The organism is Plantibacter sp. LMC-P-059a (assembly GCF_030209505.1).
Lineage (GTDB): Bacteria > Actinomycetota > Actinomycetes > Actinomycetales > Microbacteriaceae > Plantibacter.
Genome location: NZ_JARVRZ010000002.1, coordinates 435896 through 451547, shown reverse-complemented (window position 1 = coordinate 451547; position 15652 = coordinate 435896). Strand labels below are relative to the sequence as shown.

The 15652-nt window shown below is 71.4% G+C and carries 16 protein-coding genes; 11 read left to right on the top strand and 5 right to left on the bottom strand.

Going from position 1 to position 15652, the window contains the following annotated elements:
• The first annotated feature begins 58 nt into the window (after positions 1-58).
• The 7 genes from QRN27_RS05550 (at position 59) to QRN27_RS05520 (ending at position 6789) form a co-directional block, all read left to right on the top strand.
• Positions 59-1168, top strand: coding sequence for an ABC transporter substrate-binding protein (locus tag QRN27_RS05550; protein ID WP_285041045.1), 1110 nt, complete (start codon positions 59-61; stop codon positions 1166-1168).
• Positions 1168-2136: an ABC transporter permease gene (locus QRN27_RS05545; RefSeq protein ID WP_285041044.1), complete on the top strand. Its 969-nt coding sequence runs from the start codon at positions 1168-1170 to the stop codon at positions 2134-2136. Before QRN27_RS05550 ends, QRN27_RS05545 begins: the two co-directional genes overlap by 1 nt.
• Complete coding sequence (locus tag QRN27_RS05540; RefSeq protein ID WP_194669062.1) at positions 2133-2945, top strand: ABC transporter permease; 813 nt, start codon at positions 2133-2135, stop codon at positions 2943-2945. Before QRN27_RS05545 ends, QRN27_RS05540 begins: the two co-directional genes overlap by 4 nt.
• Positions 2942-4042 carry an ABC transporter ATP-binding protein gene (locus QRN27_RS05535; protein ID WP_285041043.1) on the top strand — a complete coding sequence of 367 codons (1101 nt, stop codon included), beginning with the start codon at positions 2942-2944 and terminating at the stop codon, positions 4040-4042. Before QRN27_RS05540 ends, QRN27_RS05535 begins: the two co-directional genes overlap by 4 nt.
• 129 nt (positions 4043-4171) lie before the next feature.
• Positions 4172-4474, top strand: coding sequence for a hypothetical protein (locus QRN27_RS05530; protein WP_285041042.1), 303 nt, complete (start codon positions 4172-4174; stop codon positions 4472-4474).
• Positions 4475-4576: 102 nt separating this feature from the next.
• Positions 4577-5398, top strand: a complete 822-nt coding sequence (locus QRN27_RS05525; RefSeq protein WP_285041041.1) for an ABC transporter ATP-binding protein — start codon at positions 4577-4579, stop codon at positions 5396-5398.
• A complete protein-coding gene (locus QRN27_RS05520) occupies positions 5395-6789 on the top strand; it encodes an FtsX-like permease family protein (RefSeq protein ID WP_285041040.1) in 1395 nt (464 codons plus the stop codon). The genes QRN27_RS05525 and QRN27_RS05520 overlap by 4 nt, the downstream gene beginning before the upstream one ends.
• Before the next feature lie 89 nt (positions 6790-6878).
• Here the strand turns inward: QRN27_RS05520 and aztD are convergent, their stop codons facing one another.
• The 4 genes from aztD to aztB are packed head-to-tail and all read right to left on the bottom strand — an operon-like array spanning position 6879 to position 11294.
• Entirely contained in the window at positions 6879-8126 is a 1248-nt protein-coding gene (aztD, locus tag QRN27_RS05515; RefSeq protein ID WP_285041039.1) for a zinc metallochaperone AztD, read from the bottom strand.
• 29 nt (positions 8127-8155) lie between these two features.
• Positions 8156-9088 (bottom strand): zinc ABC transporter substrate-binding protein AztC, encoded by a 933-nt coding sequence (gene aztC / locus QRN27_RS05510; protein WP_285041038.1) that lies wholly within the window; start codon positions 9086-9088, stop codon positions 8156-8158.
• Between the two features lie 2 nt (positions 9089-9090).
• Positions 9091-10416, bottom strand: a complete 1326-nt coding sequence (locus QRN27_RS05505; protein WP_285041037.1) for a hypothetical protein — start codon at positions 10414-10416, stop codon at positions 9091-9093.
• Positions 10308-11294, bottom strand: coding sequence for a zinc ABC transporter permease AztB (aztB, locus tag QRN27_RS05500; protein ID WP_285041036.1), 987 nt, complete (start codon positions 11292-11294; stop codon positions 10308-10310). Before aztB ends, QRN27_RS05505 begins: the two co-directional genes overlap by 109 nt.
• 50 nt (positions 11295-11344) lie before the next feature.
• Between aztB and aztA the strand changes: the two genes are divergently transcribed.
• The 3 genes from aztA (at position 11345) to QRN27_RS05485 (ending at position 13463) form a co-directional block, all read left to right on the top strand.
• Positions 11345-12037 (top strand): zinc ABC transporter ATP-binding protein AztA, encoded by a 693-nt coding sequence (aztA, locus tag QRN27_RS05495; RefSeq protein WP_285041035.1) that lies wholly within the window; start codon positions 11345-11347, stop codon positions 12035-12037.
• A 61-nt stretch (positions 12038-12098) separates the two neighbouring features.
• Positions 12099-12440, top strand: a complete 342-nt coding sequence (locus QRN27_RS05490; RefSeq protein ID WP_056008853.1) for a chorismate mutase — start codon at positions 12099-12101, stop codon at positions 12438-12440.
• A gap of 81 nt (positions 12441-12521) precedes the next feature.
• Positions 12522-13463, top strand: coding sequence for an SDR family NAD(P)-dependent oxidoreductase (locus tag QRN27_RS05485; RefSeq protein WP_285041034.1), 942 nt, complete (start codon positions 12522-12524; stop codon positions 13461-13463).
• A 21-nt stretch (positions 13464-13484) separates the two neighbouring features.
• Here the strand turns inward: QRN27_RS05485 and QRN27_RS05480 are convergent, their stop codons facing one another.
• Positions 13485-14177 (bottom strand): FadR/GntR family transcriptional regulator, encoded by a 693-nt coding sequence (locus QRN27_RS05480; RefSeq protein WP_056008848.1) that lies wholly within the window; start codon positions 14175-14177, stop codon positions 13485-13487.
• A gap of 236 nt (positions 14178-14413) precedes the next feature.
• Here QRN27_RS05480 and QRN27_RS05475 point away from each other — a divergent pair, with 236 nt between their 5' ends.
• Positions 14414-15646 (top strand): aminotransferase class V-fold PLP-dependent enzyme, encoded by a 1233-nt coding sequence (locus tag QRN27_RS05475; RefSeq protein WP_285041033.1) that lies wholly within the window; start codon positions 14414-14416, stop codon positions 15644-15646.
• Positions 15647-15652 lie beyond the last annotated feature (6 nt).

The following is a 15652-nucleotide window of genomic DNA, read 5'->3' as shown; positions in this document are numbered from 1 at the left end:
CGGCCCGACAGCACGGGCGGCCGCCGACGTCACTGGAGGAACCGTGAACACCAGGCGTATGACCGCCCTCGCTATCGTCGCGCTCGCCGCGACGACGCTCACCGCATGCTCCGCTGGAGCGGACACCGGAGCCGCCTCCGACGTCGACGCGAAGAAGGCGACCTCCGCCGAGGACTTCGGCGGCATGGACGCGCTCGTCGAAGCAGCCAAGGCGGAGGGTGAGCTCAACGTCATCGCCTTGCCAGACACCTGGGCGAACTACGGCAAGATCATCAGCGCGTTCGAGGACAAGTACGACATCACGGTCAACTCGGCCGACCCGGACGTCTCGAGCGCCGAGGAGATCACGGCCGCCAAGAACCAGCAGGGCCAGGACACCGCCCCCGACGTCTTCGACCTCGGATCCGCCGTCGCCCTCGACAACCTCGACCAGTTCGCGCCGTACCAGGTCGCCAACTGGGACGACATCCCCGAGGGCTCGAAGGAGAAGACGGGCCTCTGGGTGTACGACTACACCGGTCTCGTCTCCATCGGGTACGACGCGGACGCCGTCCCGGCACCGAAGTCGCTCGACGACCTCCTCGGTTCCGAGTTCGCGGGCAAGGTCGCGCTGAACGGCGACCCGACCCAGGCGGGTGCCGCCGCAGCCGGCGTCTACCTGGCCGCGCTGCAGTCCGGTGGTTCGGCCGACGACATCCAGCCCGGTGTCGACTTCTTCCAGCAGCTGAACCAGGCCGGGAACTTCCTGCCGCTCGACCCGACGCCCGCGACGATCGCGTCCGGTGAGACCCCGGTCGTCATCGACTGGAGCTACAACAACCTGGCCGCGGCGACCGAGAACGAGGGTCAGCGCAACTGGAAGACCACCGTCCTCCCCGGTTCGGCCGTCGGCAGCTACTACAACCAGGCCATCAACGTCGACGCTCCGCACCCCGCTGCAGCCCGTCTCTGGCAGGAGTTCATCTTCAGCCCCGAGGCGCAGAACCTGTACCTCGCAGCCGGCGCGTACCCGTCGACCCTCGCCGCGATGGTCGAGGCCGACACCGTCGACCAGAAGGCCCTCGACGCCGTCGGTGAGATGCCCGCCGACCTCGTGCAGTTCACGCCGGAGCAGACCGAGCAGGCCACCTCGCTGCTCGCCGAGAAGTGGGCGGCAGCGATCTCCTGATGAGTGCCTCCGCCACGCGGCGGAGTGGGGCGGGGTCGGCGGAAGCCGACCCCGCCGTCTCGCTCCCGCCGACCACCACACCGGGCGCCTCGGCCGATCCCGTCGCGGCGCGCCCCCGTCGCCGTCCGCGCTGGGCGCTCCTCGGGCTGACGCCCTTCGCGCTGTACACCCTGCTCTTCCTGGCGATCCCCACGGTCACCGCGCTCGCCACCGGCTTCTTCGACGGTGAAGGCGCGTTCACCCTCGACAACCTGACTGCCCTCGGCGAGCCGGCGGTGCTCGGCGCCTTCGCGAGCTCGTTCTGGGTCTCGGCGGTCACCGCGGTCGCCGGCGCCGTCATCGGAGCCCTCGTCTCCTACGCCCTGCTCGCGGTCCGACCCGACGGGCTCATCCGCACCTTCGTCGACGCGGCCTCGAGCGTCCTCGCCCAGTTCGGCGGCGTCATGCTCGCGTTCGCCTTCATCGCGACGATCGGCATCCAGGGGCTCGTCACCGTGTTCCTCAAGGACCGGCTCGGGATCGACCTCTTCGCGGACGGCGTCTGGCTCTACCAGGTGCCCGGTCTCCTCCTGCCGTACCTGTACTTCCAGGTGCCGCTCATGGTCATCACCTTCATGCCGGCGATGGAGGGGCTGAAGCGCACCTGGTCGGAGGCGAACGCCACGCTCGGCGGTACGCGCTTGACCTACTGGACCCGCATCGCGATGCCGATCCTCGCCCCCTCCTTCCTCGGGTCGCTCCTGCTCCTCTTCGCGAACGCGTTCTCGAGTTACGCGACCGCCGCCGCGCTCATCAGTCAGGGCGCCCAGATCGTGCCGCTGCAGATCCGCGGTGCCCTCATCAGCGAGACCGTCCTCGGGCGGGAGAACCTCGCCGGTTCGCTCGCGATCGGCATGATCGTGGTGATGGTGGTCATGATGACGGCGTACTCCGCGCTCCAGGCCCGGACGGAACGGTGGCAGCGATGAGCGCCGTCCGCGACTCGGCCACGCCGTCGAAGCTCACGAGCCGGATCATCCTCGTCGTCGTCGCGCTCGTGTTCGCCGTACCGATCCTGTCGATGCTCGAGTTCACGCTCCGCGCCGGGATCGACGGCGGTCACGACCTCGGCCACTGGGCGGCGATCGTCGACCCGGAGAACTCGCGGAAGTACCGCGTGCTGTTCCAGGGCATCGGCAACTCCGTGGTGCTCGCGGCGGTGACGGTGCTCATCGTCGTCGTCCTGCTCCTGCCGACGATGATCCTCGTCAAGCTCCGCTTCCCGAAGCTGCAGCGGGTGCTGGAGTTCGTCTGCATCATCCCGATCACCGTCCCGGCGATCGTGCTCGTCGTCGGACTCGCGCCCGTGTACTCGGTGGTGGCGAAGCTCCTCGGTAGCGCCCCATGGACGCTCGCGTTCGCGTACGGGATCACGGTGCTGCCGTACGCCTACCGGGCGATCGCCGCGAACCTGCAGTCGGTCGACGTCGGCACCCTCGCCGAGGCCGCCCGCACGCTCGGTGCCGGATGGGGGACCGTCCTGTTCCGCGTGCTCCTGCCCAATCTGCGGCGCGGCGTGCTCACGGCCGCGGTCATCTCGGTGGCCGTCGTCCTCGGCGAGTACACGATCGCCTCGCTCCTCGGGCGCAACACCCTGCAGACCTCGCTCGTGCAGGTGTCGAAGAGCGACCCGTTCGTGGCGGTGGCCTTCGCCCTGCTCGCGCTCGCGTTCGCCTTCGTCCTGCTGTTCATCATCGGCCGCGTCGGATCGATCCGCCGCATCAGGGAGACACCATGACCTCGATCGACCAGTCGGCATCCCCGGCTGCACCGGAAGCCGACCGCCCGACGGGCGCCGCGGTGCGCTTCGAACGCGTCGTGAAGGACTACGGTTCGGGCGCTCGTGCCCTCGACGGCGTGAGTCTCGACCTCGCGCCGGGCGAGTTCGTCGCCCTCCTCGGCCCCTCGGGCTGTGGCAAGACGACCGCGCTGCGGAGCCTCGCGGGGCTCGAGGACATCACCTCGGGCAGCGTGCTGATCGACGGGGTCGACGTCGTGTCGGTGCCCACGAACAAGCGCGACCTCGGCATGGTGTTCCAGTCGTACTCGCTCTTCCCGCACCTGACCGTGCTGGAGAACGTGGAGTTCGGCCTGCGCATGCGTCGGGTGCCGAGCGCGGAGCGGCAGGCCCGCGCGGCCGAGAGCCTGGAGCTCGTCGGCCTCGGCCACCTCGGTGGCCGTTACGCCCACCAGCTGTCGGGCGGGCAGCAGCAGCGCGTCGCCCTCGCGCGGGCGCTCGTGACGAGACCGCGGGTCCTGCTCCTCGACGAGCCGCTCAGCGCCCTCGACGCCAAGGTGCGCGTCCAGTTGCGCGACGAGATCCGTCGCATCCAGTCCGAGCTGCAGATCACGACGCTGTTCGTGACGCACGACCAGGAGGAGGCGCTCGCCGTCGCCGACCGGGTGGCCGTCATGCGGGCCGGGGTCATCGAGCAGATCGGTACGCCCGAGGAGTTGTACTCCCGGCCGTCCTCGCCGTTCGTGGCCGAGTTCATCGGGCTGAGCAACCGGATCCCGGGAACGCTCGTCGACGGTGGTGTGCTGGTGCTCGGTCAGGTGCTGCCGGTGCTCGGCGAGCCGACGGGCGATGGGGACGTCGTCGCGCTCGTGCGGCCGGAGGACGTCGTGTTCACGGACGAGGGGGAGCAGCCCGCTGGCTCGTCCGACGCGGTGGTGCTCACCTCGAGCTTCCTCGGGCCCGTGCGTCGCACGACCGTGGAACTGCCCGACGGGACGCTCGTCGCGGTGCAGCATGGCGCGACCGAACGCCTCGAGGCGGGGGAGCGCGTCGGGATCCGCTTCGTCGGTCGGCCCGTGCCGGTGCAGCCGGTCTGACCGCGCCGGCTCTGCCCGATACGAGGCGCGTGCTCCGACGTCCGTGTGGTACCGGAGGATGAGTCCGCGCCGGTGAGGATCACCCGACTGCGGGATGTACCTCGGACGGCCGCTCGGCACGATGGGAGCATGTCCTCCATCACCCAGTCGCACGCCGTCCACACCCGGGTCACCGCTCCACTGCGGGCGGTCCCGCTGCCGGTCCCGGTGCAGGGTGCGGTCGAGGACGACGCCGCTCCCGTGGAGGTCGCCGAGCGCGTCAGGGCCTCGGCGCACGTCGCCGCCGGTGCTGCGGGTGTCGACCTCTCGGCGACGCCGGCCCCAGCGCCCTCGAGTGACGCCTCCGACACCGGCTCGGGCCTCCGCTTCCTCGGCGCGGGCTGGGCCGCCGACGCCGCCCTCTTCGCGCAGTACCGCCGCCGCGGCGTCTGACCTCGCGGCCGACCCAGGGTCCACCTCGCGGATGACCGGCGCCGGGCAGCGTGCATCGCCCGGCCGACGCGCCGCACCCGGTCCGCCGCGCACGATGGGATCATGAACACATCGATCCTCTCCGCCCGCGGACTCACGAAACAGTACGGGGCCACCTTCGCCCTCGCCGGCGTCGACCTGGACATCCTTCCTGGCGAGTCGGTCGCCATCATGGGTGCCTCCGGCTCCGGCAAGACCACCCTCATGCACGCGCTCGCCGGGATCGTCACCCCGGACACCGGTTCGATCGCCTTCGCCACCCCGACCGGCGTCGTCCGCGTCGACCAGCTCGACGAGAAGCGGCGCTCGCAGTTGCGGCGCGAGTCCTTCGGGTTCGTCTTCCAGCAGGGCCTGCTCATCCCCGAGCTGACGGCCGTCGAGAACGTCGCCATCGCCCTCATGCTGGGCGGCACCCCGCGGGCCGCGGCCGAAGCGAGTGCGGCCGCGTGGCTCGCCGCCCTCGGTCTCGCCGGCCTCGAAGGCCGCCGGATCGGCGAACTGAGCGGCGGTCAGGCGCAGCGCGTCGCGATCGCGCGTGCCCAGGTGACGGGTGCCCCCATCGTGTTCGCCGACGAGCCGACCGGCGCGCTCGACTCCCGCACCTCGGCCGACGTGATGGGTGCGCTCCTGCACGCCACCACCGGGCAGGGCCGGACGCTCGTCCTGGTGACGCACGACGAGACGGTGGCTGCCCGCTGCTCGCGCACCATCCGTCTCGCCGACGGCCGCATTGTCGGACAACGCCAGGACGCGGGGCCGGTGCACGCGCCGTCCCCGGCGCAGTCGTCGTATCCGATGGCGCAGCAGGGTCAGCCGTACCCGCCGCAGCCGCAAGGCCAGCCGTACCCGCAGACCGGCGTCGTCCCGAGCGGCGCACGCTCATGAGCGCGGTCGTCGACACGGCCCCGCCGCGGACACCGGTCCCTGCCGGGTCGGGTCGGAGCCCCGTCCTCCGTCTCACCTGGATGCTCGCCCGGCCGGGAGCCCAGAGCCCCGCGACGATCGTCCTCCCGGCGGTCGCGTTCGCCGTCACCACGGCCCTCGTGCTCACCGTGCTCGGCGGCGCGATGATGTTCTGGCGGTGGACCGGCGAGACGGCACTGCTCTACCAGGTGCTCAGCGTGCTGGCCCTGGCGCTGCTGCTCGTCCCGCTCGGCTCCCTCGGTGGAGCGGCCGCGCGCTTGTCCGCGCGCCGTCGCGACGACCGACTCGCCACCCTCCGACTGCTCGGCGCGACGCCCGGCACCGTCTCTGCGATGACCGTGGTCGAATCGGCAGCGGTCGCCCTGCTCGGCTCCTTCGCCGGCATCGTGCTGTACCTCGGCATGCTGCCCCTCGTCGGCCTCATCCCGTTCGGCGGTTCGCCGATCGGCGTCGAGGGCGTCTGGGTCGGTGTGCCGGTCGCGGCGGCCGTCGTCCTCGGTGTCACGCTCCTCGCGGCGGCCAGTGCGGCCATCGGTCTGCGCGCCGTGAACGTGAGCCCGCTCGGGGTCCGCACGAAGCAGCAGGCGCCGACCGTGCACTGGGTGCGCGTCGTCATCGGTGCCGCCGTGGTCCTCGTCGCCTACGCCCTGCTGTCCGTCGTGACCGGGCTGCAGGAGGTCGCCGCCATCGTCGCCGTCCTGGGTGTGGGCTTCGGCGCCGGCGTCGGCGTGCTCGGCTTGATCGGCCCCTGGGTCGTCGGGATGATCGGGCGGGGATCGGCGAAGCGCGCCTCGACCCCGGAGCGGTTGCTCGCGGCTCGGAGCATCCTCGAGTCGCCGAAGGCCGCCTGGCGGCAGGTCAGCGGCGTCGCGATGACGAGCTTCGTCGCCGTCGTCGCCGGCACGGGTGTCGCCCTCATGGACGCCGCCGGAGGTGCGGACCTCGACCGGGAGAGCGCCATCCTCATCGACGACATCCGCACCGGCGTCATCATCACGCTCGTCGCGTCGTTCCTCATGGTCGCCTGCTCCGTCGGGGTGAACCAGGCCTCCGCGGTGCTCGACCGACGAGACCTGTACGTCAGCCTCGACCGCCTCGGAGTGCCGCGGCAGGTCATGGAGCGGGCTCGGACCCGCGCCGTCATGCTGCCGCTGCGGGTCGTGGCCCTCGGCTCGGCCGGACTCGGCGTCCTCCTCGTGCTTCCGATGGCGGGCATCAGCATCATCCTCGCCCCGCTGTCGGTCCTCGTGATCGTCGGATGCTTCGCCGGCGGCATCGCCCTCGTCTGGGCGGCGCTCCACGCGACCCGACCGGTCGTCACCCGGGTGCTCGGCGCGCCGGAACGCGTCTGACCATCCCTGGCGTTCCAACGCAGAGCGCCCGTCCCGTCGGCTGGATCCCAGCACATGACGGAACGGGCGCTCTCGGCTTGCGGTCGGTCCTAGCCCGTGACGACCGCGATCTCGTTCGGGACACCGGGCAGCTCACCCGTGGTGATGTCACCCGAGGCGAGGTCGACGGCGTGGAGCGTCTTCGTCGCCGGGTCGGTCACGTAGGCGACACCGTCGTGGACGACCAGTGCCGGGTGGGCGTCCTGCCACTCGGCCGGCGGCTCCCACACGTCGATGACGGCGATGGTGTCGGTGACAGCGCCGGTCTGCTCATCGAGGATGTGGAGCGACCCGTCGTTGCCGAGGACGACGACCTCGTCGTTCGGCCCACGGGCCACGTCGCGCCAGGTGTAGCCGACGCCCTCCGGCAGGTCGACGATCTTCGTCGTCTTGGCGACCGTGTCGGTGAACGCGAGCTGACGGAGGTCGTAGCCCTCAGCGTCGGGGTCGCTGTTGTAGTCGCCGACCGCGATGGACGACGTCTCGCTCACGTACTGGTTGCCGGTCCGACCGTAGGTGTCCGGGGCCTGGATCTTCGTGAAGACGCCGTCGTCGTAGACGAGGACGCCGTCGCTGCACCCGAAGACGACGGTCTCGTCCTTGACGGTGCCTTCGCCGTGGACCGAGGGGCACTGCTCGTTGCGGGCGATCTCGGTGCGCGACTCGTCGAGTACGCGCACGCCGGTGCGGGCGTCCGGGGTACCGATCGTCGACAGCAGGGTGCCGTCCTCGAGCTCGATGGCCACGCCGTGGTGCGCGGCCTCCGAGGGGACGGTCTCGGTCTCGGGCAGCTCGTCGGTGGCGTCGAGGAGGTCCGCGCTGTCGAAGATCGTCGTGTCACCGGAGCCGTCGGCGAAGAGGATGGTCTTGCCGGCGTGACGTACGACGTGGCCGGCGGTGTCGGCGGGGAACACGAGGTCTGTGAGGACCGGCTCGGCCTGCTTCGAGGTGCCGTCCTCGTCCGTCCACGTCCCGGTGTCGAGGACCTGGAAGCCCTTCGTCGTCGTGACGAGGACGTGGCGGCCGTCGCCCGCGGCGTTCACGCGGTTGAAGCCGGCGAGCGGCAGGTCGCCCACGACGTCGAGGGTGGCGGCGTCGACGACGAGGAGGCCACCGTCGTAGGTGAGGGCGATCCGGCTCTGCGGCCCGTCGGACGCGGAGGCGCTCGGGTCGGGCGCGGAACCGCTCGCGGTCGAGCATCCGGTGAGGAGGAGGGCTGCGGCGGTGCCGACGGCGAGGAACGGGGTCCGGCCGCGCTTCGTGCGCGAGGCCAGGGGACTGCGGTGGTGCTGCTGCATGGTTTCCTTCTGGGTTCGTGGACGCCCGCTCATGGCGAGAGTCCGGTGGCGATGCGCTCGGTGTTGGCGCGCATCATGGTGAGGTAGGTGGGGGCTTCGCCCGATCCGGCGGTCAACGACTCGGTGAAGAGCGGGACGACGGCGACGTCGACGTCCGCCTCATCGGCGAGCACCTGGACGAGCCGGTCGGGTTGCGAGGAGTCCGCGAAGATCGTGTGGACCCCCGCCGTCTCGATCGCGGTGGACAGCTCGTCGAGGTCGGAGGCACTCGGCGCGGCGAGTGTCGTCCCGCTCGGGATGACGGCGCCGATGACCGCGAAGTCGTACCGCGCGGCCAGGTAGCCGAACACGTGGTGGTTGGTGACGAGCTTCCGCTGCTCGACCGGGATGGCGGCGAAGGCCTCGGCCATCTCCGCGTCGAGTGCCTCGAGCTCCGCGGTGTACGCCTCGGCGTTCGACCGCACCTCGGCGGCGTCGACACCCGGCACCTCGTCGATCACGGCCTCGGTGACCCCTTCGACGACCGCGACCATCTGCACCGGGTCTGTCCAGAAATGCGGGTCCGCCGCGCCGGACTCCGTCTCGAGGACGTCGACGAGCGACCCCGCCTCGACGAGCGGCACGCCCTCCTCGGTCGCGGTCTCGAGGTGCTGGGTGAGTCCCTCCTCGAGCCCCAGCCCGTTCGAGACGATGAGCTGCGCACCGGTGATCCGAGCCGCGTCCCTCGCCGAGATCTCGAAGGAGTGCGGATCGGCGTCCGGCGGCATGAGGGTCATGACCTCGGCCTGGTCGCCGAGGAGTTCGCCGACGACGTCACCGAGGATGTTGGTCGTCGCCACCACCAGCGGGCGGTCGTCGGCGCTCGCCGCACAGCTCGTGAGGCCCGCGCCGAGCACGAGGGTCGACGCGAGCACGGCTGCGGTGCGGAGGAGGGCTGTCGGTCGGGGGATGGTCGCACGCATGGTCAGCGTCCCGTCTCGGCGAAGAACGCCGGTGCCGTGTCGAAGGTGAAGGTGCGGGCGATCCGCGCGGCGTCGCCGTAGTCGATCTCGACCACGGTGCGGGTGCTCGGGAGGTTGAGGTAGGCGCGGTTCTGGTCGACCTCGAGCTGGACCCCGGCGGCGAGGTCGGCGGCACCGACGAGCGCGGTCGCAGACCCGGTCACGGCGCCGGTGGCACCGTCGAGGACGAGGAGGTCGCCGGTCGTCGTCAGGCCGACGACGTGCTGGTCCCGGTCGTCCACGGCGGTGACCAGCTGCAGGGGTGTTGGCGTCGGAAGCAGGGTCCAGCGGCGTTCGCGGGTGTCGAGGAGCCAGGCACCGGACGCACCGGCGACGGCGGCGACGGTCGGACGACCGGGACGCGCATGGAAGGACGTCGCGCGCTCGTCGGCGGAGACGGCCTGCGGGTACGGGATCGCCTCGAACGCGGGGACCGGGTCGGGGTCGCTCGAGCTGCGGTCGACGACGGCGAGGAGCGCGCCCTCCGCGCAACCGATGACGACGCCGACGTTCGTCGCGATGGTGCCGGTCGGTTCGGTACAGCCGGCGAGGAGGACGTCGGCCGCGGTCACGGACGCGGACGAGGGGTCGAGGAGCTCACCGTCGGTGCCGTGGACGCGCAGCCTGCCACTGCCGTCGGTGGCGACGACGGTCTCGCCGATCGGGACGGCCAGCCCGGGGGCGCCGGGGGAGGTCTCGATCCGTCCGGACTCGGCGAGGTCGCCCGTGCCGAGCGCGGCGGTGTCGAGGAGGACGGTCTCGCCCGAGCCCGCGAACCGCACGGCGGTGGTCGTCGAGCCGGCGATGACGTCCGCCGGTCCGTCGCCCTCGACCTCACCGACCACGCGCGGCTCGGCCCGGTAGTAGTGCTGGTGGTCCTCGTGGTCGACGGTCCAGACGCCGGTGTCGATGATCGTGACGGTCCCGGCCGGCTCGGAGTGTGCGGCGACGAACCGTCCGTCGCCCGTGAGCGCTGCGAGCGGGCCGAGCTCGGCGATCGTCGCACGCTCCTCACTGAGGAGGTCCGTCAGTTCCACGGTGCCGGCCTGGTCGGCCGTCGCGAGGTGCAGTTGCGGCTCGGCGAGCTCGCTCGCCCCCTCGACGTAGCCGTGGCCGCGCGCCTCGCCGGTGTCGGTCGGGGTCGGCGACGCCCCGCCGGGAGACGCGCAGGCGGTGAGGGTCAGCGCGAGCGCGGCGAGAGCGAATGCGCTCCGCGTGGTGCGGCGGCCGCGATGGTCGGTGCCGGGAGTGGGGCCGGTTCGGATGATCGGTCGGGGGAGTCGGTGCACGGTGCGCTTTCCAGGTGGGTCGGATCGGTCGATGGTTCGAGATGGGGGCTAGCCGGCCGCCGGATGCGTGCGACGAGCGACCGCACGGCCCATGACGCGGCTGCGAGCAGGATCGAGCAGGCGGCGATCGAGGCCCCGGCGGCGGTGTCGCCGTACCAGGAGATGAGCAGGCCGAGGAGGACGGCGAACGCGCCGAAGCCGGTCGCGAGCAGCATGATCAGCGGGATGGATCGGGCCCAGTGGGCGGCGGCGACCGCCGGGCCGAGGAGGAGCGCGACGACGAGGAGGGTGCCGACGGCGCTGTAGGAGGCGACGACGGCGAGGGTCACGAGGCCGACGAGCGCCGCGTGGGCGAGGCGTGGGCGGAGACCCATCGTCGCGGCGACCCGACGGTCGAACGCGAGGGCGACGAACGGGCGGTGGAACGCGATCGCGACGAGCACCGTGACGACGAGGGCGACGGAGAGGCCGAGCAGGTCGGCGTCCCGGATCGCGAGGATGTCGCCGAAGAGGATCGCCGTGAGGTCCGTCGCGAACGATCTGCTGGACGAGACGATGATGACCCCGAGCGCCAGCATGCCGACGAAGAGCAGGCCGATGGAGGTGTCGTGGGAGAGCCTGCCGCGTCGGGAGACGAGGCTGATGCCGGCGCTCATGACCACGGCGCTGACGGCTGCGCCGGCGACCGGCGGGAGCCCGAGCAGTGCCGCGGTGGCGACACCGGGGAGCATCCCGTGGGCCATCGCCTCGCCCAGGAAAGCGAGTCCGCGGAGGACGACCCAGGTGCCGACGACACCACAGATCCCCGCCACCAGCACGCCGCCGACGAGGGCGCGCAGCAGGAAGGCCGCGGTGAACGGCTCGGTGATCCAGGTCATGGTCGAGCACTCTACATGAAAATGATTCTCAGTATTGATAGGATGGGGCCATGCGAACCCCGTCGAACCGTCCTGCGCAGGCGGCGCCCGACCGTCCGACGCCCGTCGTCGTCCGACTGCGCCAGGTGTCGGCCGAATACGACGGCGAGCGGGTACTGCACGGGATCTCCGCCGAGGTCCGGTCGGGCGCGATCACCGCCGTCACCGGCGCGAACGGAGCAGGGAAGTCGACCCTGCTCTCGGTGCTCGCCGGGATCCACCGCCCGATCGCCGGCGAGGTCGACGGACTGGCAGGGCGTCCTGTCGCCTACGTCCCGCAACGGAGCGCCGTGCCCGAGCACTTCCCGGTGACGGCACGCGACGTCGCGTCGATGGGGCGGTGGCCGACGCTCCGTCACCGATGGGCCCGGCTCGACGCCCGCGATCGCCGCATCGTGGACGCGAGTCTCGATCGCCTCGACGTCCTCCCCCTCGCCCCGCGATCCTTCGGGGAGCTCTCGGGCGGCCAGCGTCAACGGGTCCTCATCGCGCAGGCGCTCGCGCGCGAAGCCGAGCTCCTTCTGCTCGACGAACCGACCGTCGGCCTCGACCTGGCCGCAGGGCGGGCGATCCGAGCGGTCCTCCGCGCTGAGGCGGATCGGGGCGCGACGGTCGTCGAGGTGACGCACGACCCGCTCGCGGTCGCGGAGGCCGACGCACGCTTGCACCTCGAGTCCGGCCACCTCGTCCCGGCGTTGCGGTGAACCGGCTGCGTATCGCCTGGTCGCCTGCTGCGCGGGCTCGGCGCGTTGCTAGAGTTTCGGCATGAGCCAGGCCGACCAGCACCCCGAACCCACCGCCGGCGCAGCTGCGACGGATCCAGCGGCCACCGAACGTCTCGGCCGGCTCCGGAGCAGCATCGACAACATCGACGCCGCCCTCGTCCACCTCCTCGCCGAGCGCTTCAAGTGCACGCAGGAGGTCGGCCGGCTGAAGGCCGAACACGACATGCCCGCGAGTGACCCGGCGCGCGAGCAACGCCAGATCACGCGGCTGCGGGCGCTCGCCGAGGAGTCCCACCTCGATCCGGCCTTCGCCGAGAAGTGGTTCAACTTCGTCGTCGCCGAGGTCATCCACCACCACGAGCGCCTCGCCAACCAGCACTGATCCCAGATACCCCTCGAATCCCGCCGCGCAAGGGGTGACCACCTTCGGACGGCGTCCAGCGTCCTGCGCCAGGATGGGTCCATGACCTGGAACGCCGACTCCCTGCCCGATCAGACCGGACGCGTCGTCCTCGTCACCGGAGCGAACGCCGGCCTCGGCTTCTGGACGAGCCTCGGGCTCGCTCGGGCCGGCGCGGAGGTGATCCTCGCCTCGCGGAGCGCGACGAAGACCGAAGCGGCCATGCGTGCCATCCAGGTGAAGGTGCCCGATGCCCGACTCAGCCACCTCCCGTTCGACACCTCCTCACTCGACTCCGCGCGCGCGACGGCCGGCCGGCTGTCGGAACTCGAACGCCTCGACGCCCTCGTCGCGAACGCCGGCATGGTGCACATGCCGAAGGACCGCCAGGAGACGGCCGACGGCATCGAGTTGGTCTTCGCGACGAACGTCGTCGGTCACGCCGCCCTGCTCGCCGAAGCGCTCCCCGTGTTGCAACGCACGGCGGACCAGCACGACACCGCACCCCGCGTCGTTCTGCTCGGCAGCCTCTCCACCCTGCTCGTGCGGTTCCACGGCGACGATCTCCAGCTCCGTGATGGGTACAGCGGCTGGCAGGCCTACGCGCAGTCGAAGATCGCCCTGTCGTCGCTCGGCTTCGAGCTCGACCGCCGGCTCGCCGCGTCGCACAGCACCGTCCGGGCCCTCGTCGCGCACCCCGGCTACTCCGTCAACGGACTCGACCGTCGTGTCCCCGGTGTGAACGAACCGACGCGCGGACGCCGCTTCTCCGACACGCTGCAGTCCGTCTACGCGCAGAGCAAGCAGCGGGGTGCCGAGCCGACGCTTCGCGCGGTCACCGACGAGTCGGCCGACGGTGGTTGGTTCTTCGGTCCGCGGTGGCTGACGAAGGGCGACGCCGTGCGCCAGACCCCTGCGGCGATCACCACCGACCGCGACGTCGCCTCGGCGCTGTGGACGGACCTCGAGCGGCTGATCGGCACGCCCATCCTCCCGACCCGCTGACCAGCGCCCGAGTCGGGCCGTTCAGTCGGCGGGGGTGGCCGGGGGTTGGAGGACGCGCAACCATTCCTCGGTCTGTGCGACGTGGGCGGAAGCCGCCCCGGCCGCACCCACCGGGTCGCGGGCGATGATGGCCTCCGTCATCGAGCGATGGCCTCGGTTGCTCACCCGGCGCAGCTCGTCGCCGTCGGGCAGGCTGAAGACGTCGTAGGCCCGCGAGCGGGAGCGGAACACCTGCAGGAGTGCCGTCAGGGTCGCGTTGCCGGCGGTCCGAGCGATCAGTTCGTGGAACCGGTGGTCGAGTTCGCTCGACTCCGCGGGGTCCGTCGTCTCCTCCATCGCCGCGACGAGCGATGCCAGCTCGGCGTGGACCTGCTCGCCGGCGCGGGCGGCCGCCTGTGAGGCCGCATGGGTCTCGAGGACCCGGCGGAGCTCGTACATCTGCAGCAGCCCGTCGAGGGGGAGGAGGTCGACGGTGAGCGACAGGCTGCCGATGATCTCCTCGGGACGCAGCATCGACACGTAGGTGCCCGAACCGTGGCGTGACTCGATGATGCCGAGCGCCGCGAGCATGCGGACGGCCTCACGCAAGGAGCCGCGGGACACGCCGAGTTCGTCGCACAGTTCGCTCTCGGCGGGGAAACGCTGGCCGGCGACCAGGCGCCCGGAGGCGATCATGTGCCGGAGCCCGTGGAACGCCGTGTCGACTGCTGACATGCCGGTCCTCCCAAGGGTCGTCACGCCATCGTAGCGGCCGAGGCGACGTCCGCAGGGGAGCACCTGAGTCACCGAGACATCCGATGACTGGAGGTGTCCCTCGCAAGTCATCCGATGAATCGGCCTCCCGAGCGCGGTTTCAACGAGTTGTAACACGATAGAAACCAAAGTCATCAAACGTGGCCCCTATGGTTATCGGACAATCCACTGCATAATCGACTCGGAGGAACGTCACTGTGGACACTCGCACCATCGCACGGCCAGCGCCGCTCATGCTCGGCGACGGCCGACCGGCCACGGCCGCGTGGACGCTGGACCCGACCAAGCGCCACATCAACCACGGTTCCTTCGGTGCTGTCCCGATCGTCGCCCAGGACCACCAGCAGGCGCTCCGCCGCGAGATGGAGGCCGCGCCGCTCACCTGGTTCCCCGCACTCCCCGCCAAGGTCGCCGCAGCGCGCGTCGGCATCGCCGAGTTCCTCGGCGCATCGGTCGACCAGCTCGCGATGGTCCCGAACGCCAGCGCCGGCGCCAGCGTCGTCTTCTCCAGCCTCCCGGTGCAGCGCGGCCTGGAGATCGTCGTCACCGACCACGGCTACGGCGCCGTCACGATGGGTGCCGAGCGACTCGCACGTCGGTGGGGCGGCACCGTCCGGACCGCGCGGATCCCGCTCGACGCCGACGCCCAGGCCGCCCACGACGCCGTGGTCGCCGAGTTCAGCGACCGCACGGCCCTCGTCGTGATGGACCAGATCACCTCGCCGACGGCCCGCCTCCTGCCGGTCCAGCAGATCGCGGACACCGCCCGTGCCGCCGGGATCCCCACCCTCGTCGACGCCGCCCACGTCCCCGGCCTGTACGCCGATCCGATGCGCGACCTCCACTGCGACTTCTGGGTCGGCAACCTCCACAAGTTCGGGTGCGCGCCGCGAGGGGCCGCCGTCCTCGTCGCCCGCAGCCCGCTCGCGCAGGAGCTGTACCCGCTCATCGACTCCTGGGGCTCGCCGTACCCGTTCCCTGAGCGCTTCGACACCCAGGGCACCGTCGACGTCACGAGCTACCTCGCGGCCGGCACCTCGCTCGGGTTCATCGAGGACAGCTGGGGCTGGGACGAGGCGCGCACCTACATGACGGAGCTCGCGGACTACGCCGTCGAGGTCGTGTCCGACGCGGTCTCCGCCATCACCGGCGAGGACAGCCGGGTCGACGTCGGGATGCCCGTCAACGCCCTCCGACTGGTGAAGCTGCCGACCGGTCTCGCGACGACGCACGCCACCGCCGACGGCCTCCGCGACCGCGTCTCGGCCGAACTCGGTGTCGAAGGGGCGTTCACGAGCCTCGACGGGATCGGCTACGTCCGCCTCTCGACCCACGTCTACAACACCCCCGAGGACTTCGAGGACTTCGCCGAGCACGCCGTCCCGGTGCTCGCGCGATGGGCCGAGCAGGAGCGCGCGGCCACGAGCTGAGCGTCG